At 33.5% G+C, this 15884-nt stretch carries 13 protein-coding genes and 2 pseudogenes; 8 read left to right on the top strand and 7 right to left on the bottom strand.

Translation table 11 applies throughout. The annotated features are described in order from the left end of the window. The first annotated feature begins 103 nt into the window (after nucleotides 1-103). A complete protein-coding gene (locus tag ACWJKP_RS17435) occupies nucleotides 104-268 on the top strand; it encodes a hypothetical protein (protein ID WP_165412643.1) in 165 nt (54 codons plus the stop codon). 315 nt (nucleotides 269-583) lie between these two features. Here ACWJKP_RS17435 and ACWJKP_RS17430 read toward each other — a convergent pair whose 3' ends face one another. Then, entirely contained in the window at nucleotides 584-997 is a 414-nt protein-coding gene (locus tag ACWJKP_RS17430) for a hypothetical protein (protein ID WP_165412644.1), read from the bottom strand. A gap of 325 nt (nucleotides 998-1322) precedes the next feature. Here ACWJKP_RS17430 and proB point away from each other — a divergent pair, with 325 nt between their 5' ends. From proB to xdhC, 6 genes and pseudogenes are all read left to right on the top strand, one after another. Continuing rightward, nucleotides 1323-2141: a glutamate 5-kinase gene (gene proB / locus ACWJKP_RS17425; RefSeq protein ID WP_165412645.1), complete on the top strand. Its 819-nt coding sequence runs from the start codon at nucleotides 1323-1325 to the stop codon at nucleotides 2139-2141. 65 nt (nucleotides 2142-2206) lie between these two features. Then, entirely contained in the window at nucleotides 2207-3463 is a 1257-nt protein-coding gene (locus tag ACWJKP_RS17420; RefSeq protein ID WP_165412646.1) for a glutamate-5-semialdehyde dehydrogenase, read from the top strand. Nucleotides 3464-3774: 311 nt separating this feature from the next. Then, a pseudogene (locus ACWJKP_RS17415) lies at nucleotides 3775-4215 on the top strand (solute carrier family 23 protein); the annotation flags it as partial. Nucleotides 4216-4277: 62 nt separating this feature from the next. Further along, entirely contained in the window at nucleotides 4278-6557 is a 2280-nt protein-coding gene (gene xdhA / locus ACWJKP_RS17410; protein WP_165412647.1) for a xanthine dehydrogenase subunit XdhA, read from the top strand. A gap of 19 nt (nucleotides 6558-6576) precedes the next feature. Further along, nucleotides 6577-7464: a xanthine dehydrogenase subunit XdhB gene (gene xdhB, locus ACWJKP_RS17405; RefSeq protein WP_165412648.1), complete on the top strand. Its 888-nt coding sequence runs from the start codon at nucleotides 6577-6579 to the stop codon at nucleotides 7462-7464. After that, nucleotides 7457-7944 (top strand): annotated as a pseudogene (gene xdhC / locus ACWJKP_RS17400) (xanthine dehydrogenase subunit XdhC). The gene xdhB and the pseudogene xdhC overlap by 8 nt, the downstream one beginning before the upstream one ends. Before the next feature lie 90 nt (nucleotides 7945-8034). On the opposite strand, the gene ACWJKP_RS17395 reads toward xdhC, so the two are convergent. The 6 genes from ACWJKP_RS17395 to ACWJKP_RS17370 are packed head-to-tail and all read right to left on the bottom strand — an operon-like array spanning nucleotide 8035 to nucleotide 14285. Beyond that, entirely contained in the window at nucleotides 8035-8499 is a 465-nt protein-coding gene (locus ACWJKP_RS17395; protein ID WP_165412650.1) for a nucleoside deaminase, read from the bottom strand. 47 nt (nucleotides 8500-8546) lie between these two features. Beyond that, nucleotides 8547-9899, bottom strand: coding sequence for a uracil-xanthine permease family protein (locus ACWJKP_RS17390; protein WP_462961331.1), 1353 nt, complete (start codon nucleotides 9897-9899; stop codon nucleotides 8547-8549). 29 nt (nucleotides 9900-9928) lie between these two features. Continuing rightward, nucleotides 9929-11122 (bottom strand): knotted carbamoyltransferase YgeW, encoded by a 1194-nt coding sequence (gene ygeW / locus ACWJKP_RS17385; protein WP_165412652.1) that lies wholly within the window; start codon nucleotides 11120-11122, stop codon nucleotides 9929-9931. A gap of 36 nt (nucleotides 11123-11158) precedes the next feature. Further along, nucleotides 11159-12358 (bottom strand): YgeY family selenium metabolism-linked hydrolase, encoded by a 1200-nt coding sequence (locus ACWJKP_RS17380; protein WP_165412653.1) that lies wholly within the window; start codon nucleotides 12356-12358, stop codon nucleotides 11159-11161. Nucleotides 12359-12415: 57 nt separating this feature from the next. Continuing rightward, entirely contained in the window at nucleotides 12416-13627 is a 1212-nt protein-coding gene (dpaL, locus tag ACWJKP_RS17375) for a diaminopropionate ammonia-lyase (RefSeq protein ID WP_165412654.1), read from the bottom strand. 19 nt (nucleotides 13628-13646) lie between these two features. Beyond that, nucleotides 13647-14285, bottom strand: a complete 639-nt coding sequence (locus ACWJKP_RS17370; RefSeq protein ID WP_165412655.1) for a helix-turn-helix transcriptional regulator — start codon at nucleotides 14283-14285, stop codon at nucleotides 13647-13649. Between the two features lie 254 nt (nucleotides 14286-14539). Between ACWJKP_RS17370 and ssnA the strand changes: the two genes are divergently transcribed. After that, nucleotides 14540-15871 carry a putative aminohydrolase SsnA gene (ssnA, locus tag ACWJKP_RS17365; RefSeq protein ID WP_165412656.1) on the top strand — a complete coding sequence of 444 codons (1332 nt, stop codon included), beginning with the start codon at nucleotides 14540-14542 and terminating at the stop codon, nucleotides 15869-15871. The last annotated feature ends 13 nt before the right edge of the window (nucleotides 15872-15884 follow it).

Raw genomic sequence — 15884 nt, 5'->3', positions numbered from 1 at the left:
TTTTATCTTCATATTTAATAGTTTTAGAATAAAAGTTATCTTCTAGGTAAAAATAAGATATTACAATATTTTATTAAAGTTTAGAGGAGGTAAATAAAAGTTTATGAAAAAAACAAAATTGCCAAAAGGTCAGCATGAAGAGGAAGTTGAAAATATAAAAAATTTGCTTGAAGAAGGCAAGGGCATGATTGAAATTTTAAACTTAACAAGTTTAAATGAAGAGGAAGTCATACAGATTAATGATAAAATTAGAGGAAAGAATAAATAATAAAATGTATTAGTATTAAACAAAATAATATGTAAAAGATAATAAAGGTAATGAGGCATATTAAAATAAATTTAAGGAGGAAAAATTATGGCGAAAAAAGGAATGAGTAGACCGCAAGCTCAGCCTAAAGGTGATAATAATAAGAAAATGAAGAAAGACGATGCTAAAAGGGTTCCAGTGGTAGGTAAATAAAGGAAATATAAAAAACTGCTTATTTTATAAGCAGTTTTTTATTATAAATCAATTACCACCATGTTGACTCAACATGGCGGTTAATTATAATTAGGGACTTAGTTGTAATCTAAAATTTGGTAATTATTCATATAACCCAAATCCGGTAATAACAACCATATCCCAATCAGTTTCTTCATTTTTAATCCAATGGTATTCAATGCAAAGTTCTTTTAACCAGGCATTAAGGCCACTACTTTTCTTGCTTACGTTCGGGGATTGTCTTCCGAAATTTTCCCTAATCATTTCAAGTAATTCTATTTGGTCTTCTTTTCCTAGCTCTTTATCTAGCATGTCGTCTATAACGTCACAACACTTTTCATAACATTTTTTGTCTTCAACATACAATTCGTCCGCGAGTAGCTGTCTTTTATTATTTAAAGTGTGTTGTACATTTTTAATTTCATCTAAATTTGATAAGTATTTCTTAGCTATGTTCATAGCGGAAATCTCATTATCTATTCTAACTATTGCTCTTTCTAATTTTGCATTTCTCATTTTAATCTTCCTACTTTACATTTTTTATTTAGTCATTAACTAAGGCATCTTAAAAAAATAACTAGTAAGCATGATAGTCTATTTTTTAGATGGCTAATGACAATAGATTAATTATATCATTAAATTCACTATGATACAAAACTCTACTTAAATAACCTCATCCTAAAAATCAAAATTTTATAAATTAATTAACCCTGGTAATTTATATGGTGTAAAATTAAATTAGTATTATGTATAAAATATCTTTTAAAATTTTAAAAAGTATGGTAAATTTATAAAAACAGAAAATTAAATTAAATATTAGAATGAGATGGGGAGTGGTTATATGAACAGTAGAAAAGAATATTTAAAAGGTGTAACAAAAATTGTGGTAAAGGTAGGAACTTCAACATTAACCCACTCTACAGGATTATTAAATTTTAAACGTATTGAAAATCTTATAAGACAATTGGCAGATATTCATAATCAAGGAATTCAGGTTGTACTAGTCACCTCTGGGGCTATAGGAGCAGGCATGGGGAAATTAGGGTTTACGGTTAGGCCGGAAACAATACCAGAAAAGCAGGCAGCGGCCGCTGTAGGTCAAGGCATTTTAATTCACATGTATGAAAAGTTTTTTTCAGAGTATGGAAAGACTATAGCACAGATTCTTTTAACAAAAGAGGATATCGTAGATAATACAAGATATCTAAATGCCCATAATACGTTTTTGACGTTATTATCTCAGGGGGTTATACCTGTAGTAAATGAAAATGATGCTGTAATCGTTGATGAAATAATGTTTGGAGACAATGACACATTATCTGCAATGGTAACAAGTCTAATAGGTGCGGATTTATTGATAATACTTTCTGATATTGATGGATTGTACGACTCAAACCCTAGGACAAATTCTGATGCGAAAATCATTTATAATGTATCTGAGATAACTGATGAAATTAAGGAATCTGCAGAAGGTGTAGGGTCAAATCTTGGAACTGGGGGTATGGCAACTAAGATTAAGGCAGCAGAAATTGTAGTAGCTGCAAATGCCTCTATGATTATTGCGGAAGGCTCTGAACCTAATATTATTAATGATATTTTAGAAGGTCGTGAAGTAGGGACATTATTCGAAAGAAATACAAAAACCATGAGCGGGAGATAGAATAGGATACACATTGTAATAGCATAGCTGTTATCTATGCTATAAAGCGCCAAGGAGGAGAAAAATTGAATTTTGAAGATTATATTATAAATATAGGCAGACGTGCTAAAGATGCGTCTAGAATCATGGTTACTGCTAGCACTAATGCGAAAAATAATGCACTTTTACATATGGCAAAAGCTTTAATAAACAGTGAAAACGCTATAATTGAAGCAAATATTAAGGATATGGAATTAGGTAAGAAAAATAATTTGTCTGTTGCAATGCTGGATAGATTAATGATTAATCAGCAGAGAATTGAAAATATGGCTGAGGGACTTAAAAATGTTGCATCACTTCCTGATCCTATAGGTGACGGAATAAAAAGATGGAAAAGACCAAATGATTTAGATATTTCCATGGTAAGAGTTCCATTGGGCGTTATAGGTATGATATATGAGTCAAGGCCAAATGTAACTGTAGATGCAGCAGCTTTATGCTTAAAGGCAGGTAATTCAATAATACTCAGAGGAGGTTCAGAGGCTATAAATACTAATATGGCTTTAGCTAAAGTTATTAAAAAAGCTGCTACTTTCGCAGGACTACCAGAAGGGTGTATTCAGCTTATTGAAATGGTGGATAGAGAATTAGTAAATAAGTTAGTAAAGCTTAATGATTACGTAGATGTAATTATTCCTAGAGGTGGCGCTGGACTTAAAAAAGCCATTATAGCAAATGCTACTGTACCAGTAATCGAGACAGGGCTAGGTATTTGTCATATATATGTGGATTCAGAGGCTGATTTAGGTATGGCGGAAGAAATAGTAGTTAACGCTAAAACTCAAAGACCGGGAGTATGTAATGCAGTAGAAACACTACTTGTACATGAAAATATTGCTAGTGAGTTTTTACCAAGGCTTGCACAAAGACTTTATGGATTAGGTGTGGAAATTAGAATATGTGAAAAAGGAATTCAAATTATTAAAGATGCGAAGGCTGCGATCGACGCGGATTGGGATACTGAGTATTTGGATTTAATACTTTCAATTAAAGTTGTTGAGTCAATGGAAGAAGCTATTGACCATATTTTTAAATACGGAACAAAACATTCAGAAGCTATAATAACTAATAATTATAGAAATTCGCAGAGATTTTTAATGCAAGTAGATGCCTCTTGTGTATATGTAAATGCTTCTACAAGATTTACAGATGGCGCAGAATTTGGATTTGGTGCAGAAATAGGTATAAGCAATCAAAAACTTCATGCTAGGGGCCCAATGGGGCTTGAGCAGTTAACAACTACAAAATATCTTATATATGGAGATGGGCAAGTTAGGGAATAATGAGCTACCTCAAAAGTAAAATTTATGTAGGATAACTAAAATCATATTAATATTTTAAATTAAAAATAGTAAAAGCACTGTCAATATTATTGAGTTTCAATAATATTGACAGTGCTTTTTTAGATTTTAGTATTTTTTGTACATAGCTTTAAACATTCACCACAGCCCTTAATTATATTGGAATGCAACAATTCCATTTCTTGTCCATTTGCCAAGGCTGCAGAAATAGCTAAGGGGTTAAAAATTTTGTAAATCATTGACTTTTATTTATCAAGATGGTAATCTTAACGAAGGGTATAATAGGAAAAAAAACAATATTTTTACAAAATGTGGGACTTATACCACTTACTAAAGTTGCAAGTAGATTTGTAGTTGCTGTTGCTGGAATTATTTTAATGGGATTAGGTATATTTCCTAAAATTGGTGCCCTGATTGCAATTATGCCAAGTCCGGTTTTAGGTGGTGCAGGTATTATAATGTTTGGAATGATAGTATCAGCGGGAATTAAGACTATTAAAGCTGTAGAACTTAACAATAGAAATATGCTTATTCTTGCTATTTCAATTGGAATAGGGTTAGGGGTTACTGTAAGGCCAGATTTTTTAAGTAGTATGCCGTCAGCAGTTAAAAGTTTCTTTTCTTCAGGTATAAGTGCGGGTACAGTGTCAGCTCTATTACTTAATTTTATATTAAAAGAAGAATTACCAGCTAAGCTAGATTCAAACTTAGATTCAAAAACAATTTCACAATAAAAAATCAAATAAGAGGTTATTGAATATAATAATGACACATTTAGTATACAAGGAGGTAAAACATGAGTATTGGGAAAAGTATTAAAAGGGTTGATGCTTTTGATAAAGTAACTGGACGTGCACAATATACAGATGATTTTCAATTAAATAATTCTCTAGTTGCTAAGGTTCTTCATAGTACTATAGCTAATGGATTTGTTAAGGCTATTGATATTACAGAGGCAATTAAGCTCCTAGGAGTTGTAAAAATTGTAACTTGTTTTGATGTTCCTAATATTAAATTTCCAACAGCTGGGCATCCTTTTTCAATTGACCCTAGTCATGCGGATATTGCGGACAGGAAGTTACTTAATCAAAGAGTTAGATACTATGGTGATGACATAGCAGCTGTAGTTGCTAAAGATAGTGTAACGGCAATAAGAGCAATTAATCTTATAAAAGTTGAATATGATGAATATAAACCATTAATGTCCATTGAAGCTGCTTTAAAAGAAGGGGCAAAAGCAATTCATGAAGATTACCCTGATAATATTCTTTCGCATACAAATTATGAAATGGGTAATTATGATAATGCGATAAAAGAACAAGGACTTATTGTTTTTGAAGGGGAATACGAAACTCCGACCGTCAAACATTGCCAGATTGAAAATCCAATTTCCTATGCATATGAGGAGGGAAAAAGAATTGTTGTTGTTTCATCATCTCAAATTCCTCATATTGCAAGACGTGTAATTGGTCAAGCACTTGGTGTTGATTGGGGTAAAATCAGAGTTATTAAGCCATATATAGGTGGAGGATTTGGAAATAAACAAGATGTTCTTTATGAACCACTTAATGCATATTTATGTAAGGTTGTTGGTGGTAGATGTGTCAAACTTGATCTGACCCGGGAAGAGGATTTTGCTAATACCCGCGTGCGTACTGCCATGAAAATCAAAATAAAAAGTTATCTAAGACCAAATGGACGATTTGTTGCAAGAAAAGTTGAGATATATGGGAATAAAGGTGCTTATGCATCACATGGACATAGTGTAACAAATAAAGCTGGCCACGCATTTAAACAGATATATCAAGATGCGGTTGCAACTAAAGGTGATATGTATTCAGTATTTACGAATATGCCTCCATCTGGTGCCATGCGTGGTTATGGGATACCACAAATAACTTTTGCGCTTGAATCCCATATGGACGATATTGCAACAAAATTTGGGTTAGACAGGATTGAAATAAGAAAACTTAATGCTATGAAAGTAGGTTTTGTTGATAATCAGGTTAAATGCAATAGTAATGGTCTTAATGAATGCATCGAAAAAGGTAGAAAATATATTGAGTGGGACAATAAACTTAAAGAATACCAAAATCAAACAGGACCCATAAGAAAAGGGGTTGGTATGGCAATATTTAGTTATGCAACAGGTGTTTATCCAATATCACTCGAAACAGCATCTTGCAGGATTGTGCTTAATCAAGATGGTTCTGTTCAAGTTCAAATGGGTGCGACAGAGATAGGTCAGGGGGCAGATACGGTATTTAGTCAAATGGTATCAGAAGTTCTAGATATTCCAATTGAAAATGTCCATATGATATCAACTCAAGATACGGATATTACCCCCTTTGACACAGGTGCTTATGCATCTAGGCAATCCTATGTATCGGGGATGGCCGCTAAAAAAACAGCTATAAAGCTCAAAGAAAAAATAATCGAACATGCAAATTTCATTTTAAAACTTCCATCAGGCAACATTGATCTTAAAGATAATAACATTATAAATAAGGAAACTGGTGAAGTTTTAGCTTCACTTAAAGAAGTTGCTATGCATGCACTTTACAATGTAGAAAGATCAGTTCATATAACAGCTGAGGAAACGAACCAATGTAAATCGAATACATTTTCTTTTGGAGTATGTTTTGTCGATGTTGAAGTTGATATTCCCGTTGGTAAAATTAAAGTTATTAAAGTTATTAACGTTCATGACTGTGGTAAAGTTCTTAATCCAGCACTTGCTAAAGCACAGGTACATGGTGGTATGAGCATGGGACTCGGTTATGGTTTAAGTGAGCAGCTATTGTTTAATGAAAAGACTGGTAAATTACTTAATGACAATTTACTTGATTATAAATTTCCAACTATTATGGATACACCACATTTGGAAGCCCAGTTTGCGCAAACATATGATGTGTCAGGGCCTTTTGGTAACAAGGCACTAGGAGAACCGCCTGCAATACCCATTGCACCTGCAATTAGAAATGCTGTGCTAAATGCTACAGGAGTTCAGTTTAATGTTGCTCCGTTAACGCCACAAAGACTTGTAGAAAAATTTAAGAATCAAAATTTGATATAAAGATGGAGGCGACATAACAATGTATGATATCGGAAAAATATACAGTGCAACTTCAACTCAAGATGCAATACAGCACCTTGTAGATGACCCTGATGCTGTAATTATTGCAGGTGGAAGTGATGTACTTATTAAGATTCGCCATGGAAAGCTTGCTGGATGTTCTCTTATAAGTATTTATGGATTAGATCAGCTAAGAGGAGTATCGATGGAGGAAAATGGTAGTATAAAAATAGGCGCTCTTACGAGTTTTTCACATATAACCAAAAACAGTATTATTAAAAAATATATTTCTGTTTTAGGAGAAGCGGTTGATGAAATAGGAGGCCCACAATTAAGAAACATTGGCACAATTGGAGGAAATATTTCAAATGGTGTTACAAGTGCCGACAGTGCATCGACGTTATTTGCACTGAATGCTATTCTTGAAATAGAAGGCCCAAATGGGAAGAGAGTTATTCCTATTTTGCAGTATTATGTAGGCCCAGGAAAAGTTAGTCTAAAAAATGGTGAAATACTTACGGCTATATATATTACAAAAGAAAATTATGAGGATTTTACAGGTAATTATATTAAATATTCTATGCGTAATGCAATGGATATTGCAACCCTTGGATGCAGTGTAACTTGCAAACTTAATGTGCAAAAAGATGTGGTTTACGATGTACATCTTGCCTTTGGGGTTGCAGGTCCTATTCCTATGAGATGTCCAAAAGCTGAAGAAGCTATAAAGGGAATGAAAATATCTGATGAAATGTTCAATATTTTTGGAGAAGTAGCAAAGACAGAAGTTAATCCACGTACTTCCTGGCGTGCATCTAAAGATTTTCGTCTCCAGCTTGTTTACGAATTATGTAAACGGGCTTTAAAGGAATCAATAAGACTATCGGGAGGTATGATCAATGGCTAATACAATTTTAAATTTCACAGTAAATGATGAACCTAAACAACTTATGATAGATGATAGAGAATCACTTACGGATGTTCTCAGAAATCATCTTCATCTTACAAGCGTTAAAAAGGGCTGTGAGGTTGGAGAATGTGGGGCTTGTACTGTTCTTAAAATGGTGAAGCTTTTGATTCTTGTATTTACCTTGCAATTTGGGCAGAGGGTAAAGAAATTCGTACAATTGAGGGTTTGATGGATGATGATGGAAATATAACAGATATTCAAGAAGCGTTTATTGATGAAGGTGCTGTCCAATGCGGTTTTTGTACATGTGGAGCTGTTATGGCATCTATACCTGTTCTTGAAGACAGTAAAGAGTATACAACAGATGAAATTAAAAAAGAACTTTCAGGTAATCTTTGTCGTTGTACAGGCTATGAGAATATATTGAATGCTGTAGAAAAAGTTAAAAAGCATCGCTGCAAAAACTGTGAAAGTTAAGAAGTGGGAGACTTTCCTTCTGAAATGTCATTAAATTTTGAAAAACAAAGCACTTCCATCAATGCGATGAAAGTGCTTTGTTTTTCATTTCTAATATTGAACCCTATCTGTTTTGATTTTCCATTTTTTAAAAGCTTCAAGGCTCTCTTCTCTATCTATTTGTAGCACTTCGACTTGCAATATCTTTGCAGTTCCGTTTATTACATCATAAATATATTGGTCATCAAAATCTATGTTTGCAGCATCTTGCCTAGTTGAACCATAATAAAGAGTTTTTATTTTTGCCCAATGAATTGCTGCGAAACACATAGGACAAGGTTCACAAGAGGAGTATATTACGCAATCTGATAAATCAAATTTACCAAGTGTACTGGAAGCTTTTCTAATGGCTGTAACCTCAGCATGTGCAGTAGGGTCATTGGTCTTAATAACTTGATTATGAGCGGAACTTATAATTTCACCATTTCTTACAATAACGGCTCCAAAAGGACCACCATCATTGTTCTCCATTCCGGCCAAAGCTTCTTCTATAGCGATTTTCATAAACTTATTCATTTTTATACCACCTTATTAAAAAGCCACTAAAGTGGCTTAATTCTTTTTTACATGTTTTTTGATTCAGATTTATTATTAGTAATAATAATGTTTTCAGGTTTATCTTTAGGTAAGATAAGGTTTAATGCTATTGCAACTATAGTTGTAACAACAATAGATGATTTTCCGAATATAGATATAAACCATCCTGGGAATAGAGCAAATGCATTGGGTACTTGAACTATACCTAGACCTAACGCAACTGCAATGCCTACAACCGTTGAGTTTCTCATTGTAAGATTATTTGAAGCAATCATCTTAACCCCTGTCATTGTTATTGTGGCAAAAACAGAGATTGTTGCTCCACCAAGAACACATTGAGGGATAGTTGTAAGCAGTGAGGCAAATTTAGGAATAAGACCTGCTAAAATTACAACAAAAGAAGCAAAAGCAAATACCCACTTATTGATAACTTTATTTGTAATTACTATACCTACATTTTGGCTATATGTTGCAGTTGGCATACAACCAAAGAAAGCACCAATTATACTTGAAAATCCGTTTCCAATAATACCACCAGAAAGCTCTTTGTCAGTAGGAGTTCTATCCATACCTCCACTTGTTGTAGCAGATAAATCACCTATAGCTTGAACAGAATTTACAATATACATTATAGCCATAGATATTATAGCTGTAATATTAAAGCTTATACCAAAGTGTAGTAGCTTTGGAGCTTGAAACAATCCAGCTGAAGCCACCGCATCAAAGGATCCCATTCCAAGAAACATAGCAATAACATATCCCACAATTATACCTATTAAAATAGATGCTAGTTTGAGAGTTCCTTTAGTAAAATAATTTAAAAACATTACAACAGCAAGTGTTGTTAGGGCAACAGCCCAATTTTTAGGAGAGCCGAAAGTTGGAGAACCAGCACCACCAGCTATATACATAATAGCGACTGAGTAGAGTGATAATCCTATGCTAAATATAACCGTACCAGTAACAAGCGGTGGAAAGAATACTAAAAGTTTTTTCACAAACATTCCGAAAAGTATAGCAATTAAACCACCTATTATTTGGGCTCCAAAAACAGTAGCAATGTTAAATTCACCAGTAATAGCCGTTAATGTTGGAACATATGCAAAACTTACTCCCATAATTACAGGTAATCGTGAACCAATAACTTTACCGAGTGGGAAAATTTGAATTAAAGTTGCTATGCCGGCAAAAAACAGTGAGGATTGTACAAGTAAAATTTTGTCAGAAGCGGTGAGATTTGCAACACCACCAATAATGAGAGCCGGTGTAACACAACCAACAATCATAGCAACAACGTGTTGCAGGCCCAGTGGTATAATTTCTTTAAATGAAGGTTTACCATCATATTGGAATAGTAAGGATTTTTGATTAGAACTCATAAAAACTTCCCCCCATGATTTAATTTGGGTTATTTTACTTTGCGTTCTTTATCGCTTATTTCAAGCGTAGCTAAAACTTCCTGTGGATTTTTAACTTTACTTAAGAAGATCATAGCAGCTATTGTATAAGGTTTATAACTTGCTTCTTTATAAAGTGGTATGCGGTAACGATCAAATACAGAAGCATCAACTTCTCCAACTACGCAGTTAACACCGGAGATATCAGCGGGCAAACAGTGAAGATAAAGTGCTTTCCCATCTTTTGTAGTTTTCATAAGTTCCTCAGTACACTGCCAATCCTTATGCTCAGCATTTTGTGCAAGGAGTTCTTTTTCAAGCGTATTTATACCAGCTTGGTCATTTTTTGCATATAAATCTGTACGTTTTTCCATAGCAACAAAAGAAGCCCAGCTCTTAGGATAAACTATGTCGGCATCTTTGAATGCTTCTTCCATAGAATTCGTTTTTGTAAATGAACCGCCAGACTTCGCAGCATTTTTTATTGCAATTTCTTCGACTTCACTCATAACTTCGTAACCTTCTGGATGTGCAAGAACAACGTTCATACCAAAACGAGTTAAAAGTCCAATTACTCCTTGAGGAACTGAAAGTGGTTTACCATAGGATGGAGAATACGCCCATGACATAGCGATCTTTTTGCCTTTTAAATTTTCAATGCCACCAAATTCATTTATAATATGAAGAGCATCAGCCATACATTGAGTAGGGTGATCTATATCACATTGCAAACTAACAAGTGTCGGACGTTGTTCTAAAATTCCTTCATCATTACCTTCTTGTACAGCCTTAGAAACTTTACGCATATAAGCATTACCTTTTCCAATATACATATCATCACGGATGCCTATAACATCTGCCATGAAAGAAATCATGTTAGCAGTTTCTCTTACTGTTTCACCATGAGCGACCTGAGATTTTCCTTCATCAAGATCTTGAACTTCAAGACCAAGAAGGTTACAAGCAGAAGCAAAGCTAAATCTTGTACGAGTTGAATTGTCACGGAACAGTGAAATTCCAAGGCCACTATCAAAGATCTTTGATGATATGTTATTTGTTCTTAATTCTTTAAGAGCTTCTGCAACTGTGAACACTGACTCGAGTTCATCTTTTGATTTTTCCCATGTGAGAAGAAAATCATTATTATACATATTATTGAAATCTAGGGAGTTAAGTTTGCTGATGTATTTATCCATTAAAGCCATTTTAAAAAACTCCTTTTTATTTAATATTATTTAATATTATTTATTTTTACAATAAATCGTTGGGAGAGCAGCATATACAGCAGCACATTTAACCAAGTCAGCTTTCCAAGTTTTTTCATTTGGAGCATGAGCTTCCTCCTCTTTACCAGGTCCAAAACCAATACAAGGAATATTGTATCTACCCATTATAGAAACTCCATTTGTAGAGAAGGTCCATTTATCAACAATCGGTGTTCCATACATACCTTCGTATGATTCAACCATTGCTTTTGTAGCGGGGGCATCAACAGGCAGAACCCATGTAGGGAAATAACAATCAGTTGGATAAACAAGACTTGTCCAGCTTGGTTTTTCATATTTGTACATTGTTACTTCAGCTTTATATTTTTTAGCAAAAGGCAGCGTACGAACTTGTTCAAGAGCTATTTCAAAAGTTTCACCATCTGTTAAACGACGATCAAGTGAAATTGCACACATATCAGCAACAGCACAACGCGATGGAGAATTAAAGAATATCTCAGAAACAGTAACAGTTCCTTTACCGAGGAACTCATCATAATGCAAATTATCGTTAAGACCTCTAATTTCTTGAAGAATATCAGCCATTTTATATATAGCATTATCACCACGCTCTGGAGCTGAACCATGGCAAGATACTCCCTTAACTTCAACACGTATTTCCATACGACCACGATGACCTCTATATATATTTCCGTTTGTAGGTTCTGTTATAACAACGAATTCAGGTTTTATCTTATCTTCATTATGAATATATTGCCAACATAATCCATCACAGTCTTCTTCTTGAACTGTACCAGTAACTAAAACAGTGTATTTGTCAGATAAAAGTCCCATATCCTTCATGATTTTTGCACCATAAGTAGCAGAAACTATACCACCAAGTTGATCTGAGGAACCACGTCCACCAATTTCTTCATCATTTTCATAACCAATGTATGGATCAAATGTCCAGTTACTTAATTCACCAAGCCCAACAGTATCAATGTGGGCATCATAAGCTATAAGAGTTTTACCGGATCCCATGTAACCTAAAATATTTCCCATCTTATCAATTTCTACTTTTTCAAAACCAAGGGACTCCATTTCCGCGGCGATTCGTCGTATAACGCCTCCCTCTCCTGAACTTTCACCTGGTATAGCTATTAAATCACGTAAGAACTTTGTCATTGGAACTTTATAGCCCTCTGCTTTTTCCTTAATACTATTAAAATCCATTTTTTATTCCCCCTTAAATTTGAATAAATATTAAATTTCTAGCTAAAGTGATATGCATTATAATGATGAATAATTACCATCCCATACAATATTACGATAAACATCTGGGTCAGTATCTCCCTCTGTTGAGAATAAGAGTACTTTTGAATTTTCATCAAGTTTTAGAGCCTCTTTTAAATCTTTTAAATCATTATTTTTCATTATATTAAAGAGAATACCCATTGTTACAGCGCCAGATTCACCAGAAGTAACCGTAGGATCTCCCTTAATAGGTGCAGCAAGTAGTCTCATTCCTTTAGCAGAAATATTATCTGGGCAAGATACAAAGAATGAACTATTATTTTTTAAAATATCCCATGATATTGTGTTTGGTTCACCACATGCAAGGCCTGCCATGATTGTTTGCATATCATCAGTAACAATTCTTATATTTCCATCTTTTGCTGATGCTGAGCGGAATATACAATCTGCTTTATTCGGCTCTACTATAGTAACTATTGGTGGATTTTCAGGATAAGCATTTGCAAAATAGCCTTGAACTGCACCAGCGAGAGAACCCACACCAGCTTGTAGAAAAATATGAGTTGGTGCATCACAGTTATCATCATGAAGCTGCTCATTAGCTTCCATTGCCATTGTTCCATAACCTTGCATAATCCAAGAAGGTATTTCTTCATAACCTTCCCATGCAGTATCTTGAACAACTACAGAATTAGGAGTTTTTGCTGACTCGGCTATTGCGATGCGGACGCACTCGTCATAATTTGCATTTTCGATTGTAGCTGTAGCACCTTCATTTTGAATGTTCCTTAGTCTAGTTTCTGATGAGCCTTTTGGCATAAAAACAACACATTTTTGGCTTAATTTGTTAGCAGACCAAGCAAGACCTCTTCCATGATTTCCATCAGTTGCTGTGAAGAAAGTTGTTTGTCCGAATTCTTTAAGAAGTTCTTTTGATGTAATAGTATTATAATGAAGCGTTGATATATCTTTGCCTAATTTTTTTGCAATGTAATAACCTATAGCAAAAGAACCACCTAAGACCTTAAAAGCATTTAAGCCAAATCTATAAGACTCATCTTTTACATACAGATTTTTAAGGCCAAGGAATCTAGCCATATTATCTAGTTTAGCTAAGGGTGTTTGACTATACTGTGGGAAGCTTTTATGGAAAGAAGATGCCTTATCAATTTTTTCAAGGGACATTATATTTAACATTTTATTACTGTTTTTAGTGAGATCATTCCGTACCCATTTTATTTTATTCATAACAAAACCTCCGGAAAATTTATTTTTTTATATCTACATAATTGTAGATTGAATACTTTGAAATTCCGAAAAAACTTGCTATTTTATCGCCTGCTTTAGTGATTAGGAAAGCGCCGGCATCATTAAGATATTGAATAGCTTGTATCTTTTCGTCTTTACTCATTAAAGCAACTGGTTTATTTATTTTTTTTACAGATTCCTCTAATAAATCATCTAGTAGTTGATTTACATTTTGAGGAATTTTATTCCCGTCGTAAATATTCTCTTTATGACTAATCAAGGATTCTATACAATTACTAGCCATAGTTAGTTCAGTAATATCATAGTTAATAGAAAATATACCAACAGGAATGTTTTCATCATTTCGTATATATATAGTACTTGATTTTAAAACCCTGCCATCATGAGTTTTGGTAATATAGTTTAAATTATCTTCAACTTGTTCACAATTATTTTTCAAAGCGTTTAATACAACGCGAGAAGCACTACTGGTGCTTGTTGTTCTCTTTGTAACATCGCCATTCACAATAAAGAGAATTGGGTAATCTGGATTACCGGAAGATAAGTCATGTATAACCACTTCACAATTTCTCCCAAATTGGGATGAAATGCCTTTGGCTAATTTTTTTAAAAAATCTAAATTACTGTTAATATCCATAATAAACCTCTCAATCAGTTATATAATAAGTCATAATTATTAAAATTTTACAAATATTTTATAAATTCAGTATATCAGTATTTTTTTTATAAATCAACAAAAATTACAAAAATTTTTTAAGTTTACAAAAAAATTAAAATAACAAATTGACTAAAGTCGGAAAAAAATGGTAGAATAAATTTGGAATAGTAAAAACAATGAGAACAATCAATTAATTGCATATCATTTTGAAAATATATTACAGGAGGGATATTATGATTTTAATAGGCAATGGTAGGTTATTGACTAGAGATAATGACAATACATTTATTGAGGATGGTTGTGTATGTATTGATGCTAATATTATAGTGAACATCGGAACCACAGAGCAAATGAAGAAAAAGTATGAGGGCGCTGAGTTTATTGATGCTAAAAAAGGTTTAATTATGCCAGGAATGATTAATACTCATCATCACATATATAGTGCATTTGCCCGTGGTCTTTCTATTAAAGGGAATAACCCTAAAAGCTTTTTAGATATTCTTTCTGGAATGTGGTGGAAAATAGATAGATTATTAACACTCGAAGATACAAAATATAGTGCATATGGAACGTACTTAGATTGTATAAGAAATGGGGTTACAACTGTTTTTGACCATCATGCAAGTTACGGTAGTATTGAAGGAAGTTTATTTCAAATATCGGGTGTTGCTAAAAAGCTAGGAATTCGTACATCTTTATGTTATGAAGTTTCTGATAGAGATGGAGAGGGAAAAATGAGACAAGCTGTAAAAGAAAATGTTGAATTTATGAATGCAGCTAAAAAGGATTCCTCTGATATGCAAAAGGGTATGATGGGACTTCATGCATCTTTTACATTAAGTAATAAAACTCTTGAATATTGCGCCCGAAATACGCCGTATGGTGCTGGTTATCATGTGCACACAGCAGAAGGTATAGAGGATGTATATGATTCTTTAAAAAAATATAATAAAAGAATAGTAAATCGTTTATTTGATCTTGATATTTTGGGTGAAAAAACTATTGCTGTTCACTGTATACACATAAATCCTGCTGAAATGGATTTATTAAAAGAAACAGATACAATGGTAGTTCATAACCCAGAATCTAATATGGGTAACGCTGTAGGATGTACACCTGTGCTAGAGTTTGTAAAAAAAGAATTGATTGTAGGGCTTGGAACTGATGGATATACAAGCGACATGTTTGAATCCATGAAGGTTGCAAATATTTTGCATAAGCATAATAACTGTAATTCATCTGTTGGTTGGGGTGAAATTCCTTTAATGACATTTAAAAACAATGCAAAGATTGCTAATAGATTTTTTGAAAAACCTCTTGGAGTTATACAAAAAGGAGCTTATGCTGACATCATAGTAGCAGAATACGATCCACTAACGCCATTTAATGCAAATAATGCAAACGCTCATATTTTATTTGGAATTAATGGGAGATGTGTAACAACTACAATGATAAATGGTAAGGTTCTTATGAAGGACCGTGAAATAATCGGTGTTGATTCTGAACAAATCATGGCGAAATCAAGAGAATTATCAAATGAATTATGGAATAAAATCAATAGTTAAAAAACAAATAAAA

Source organism: Clostridium sp. CM037 (assembly GCF_055081095.1).
This window is presented reverse-complemented; position numbering and strand designations above follow the sequence as displayed.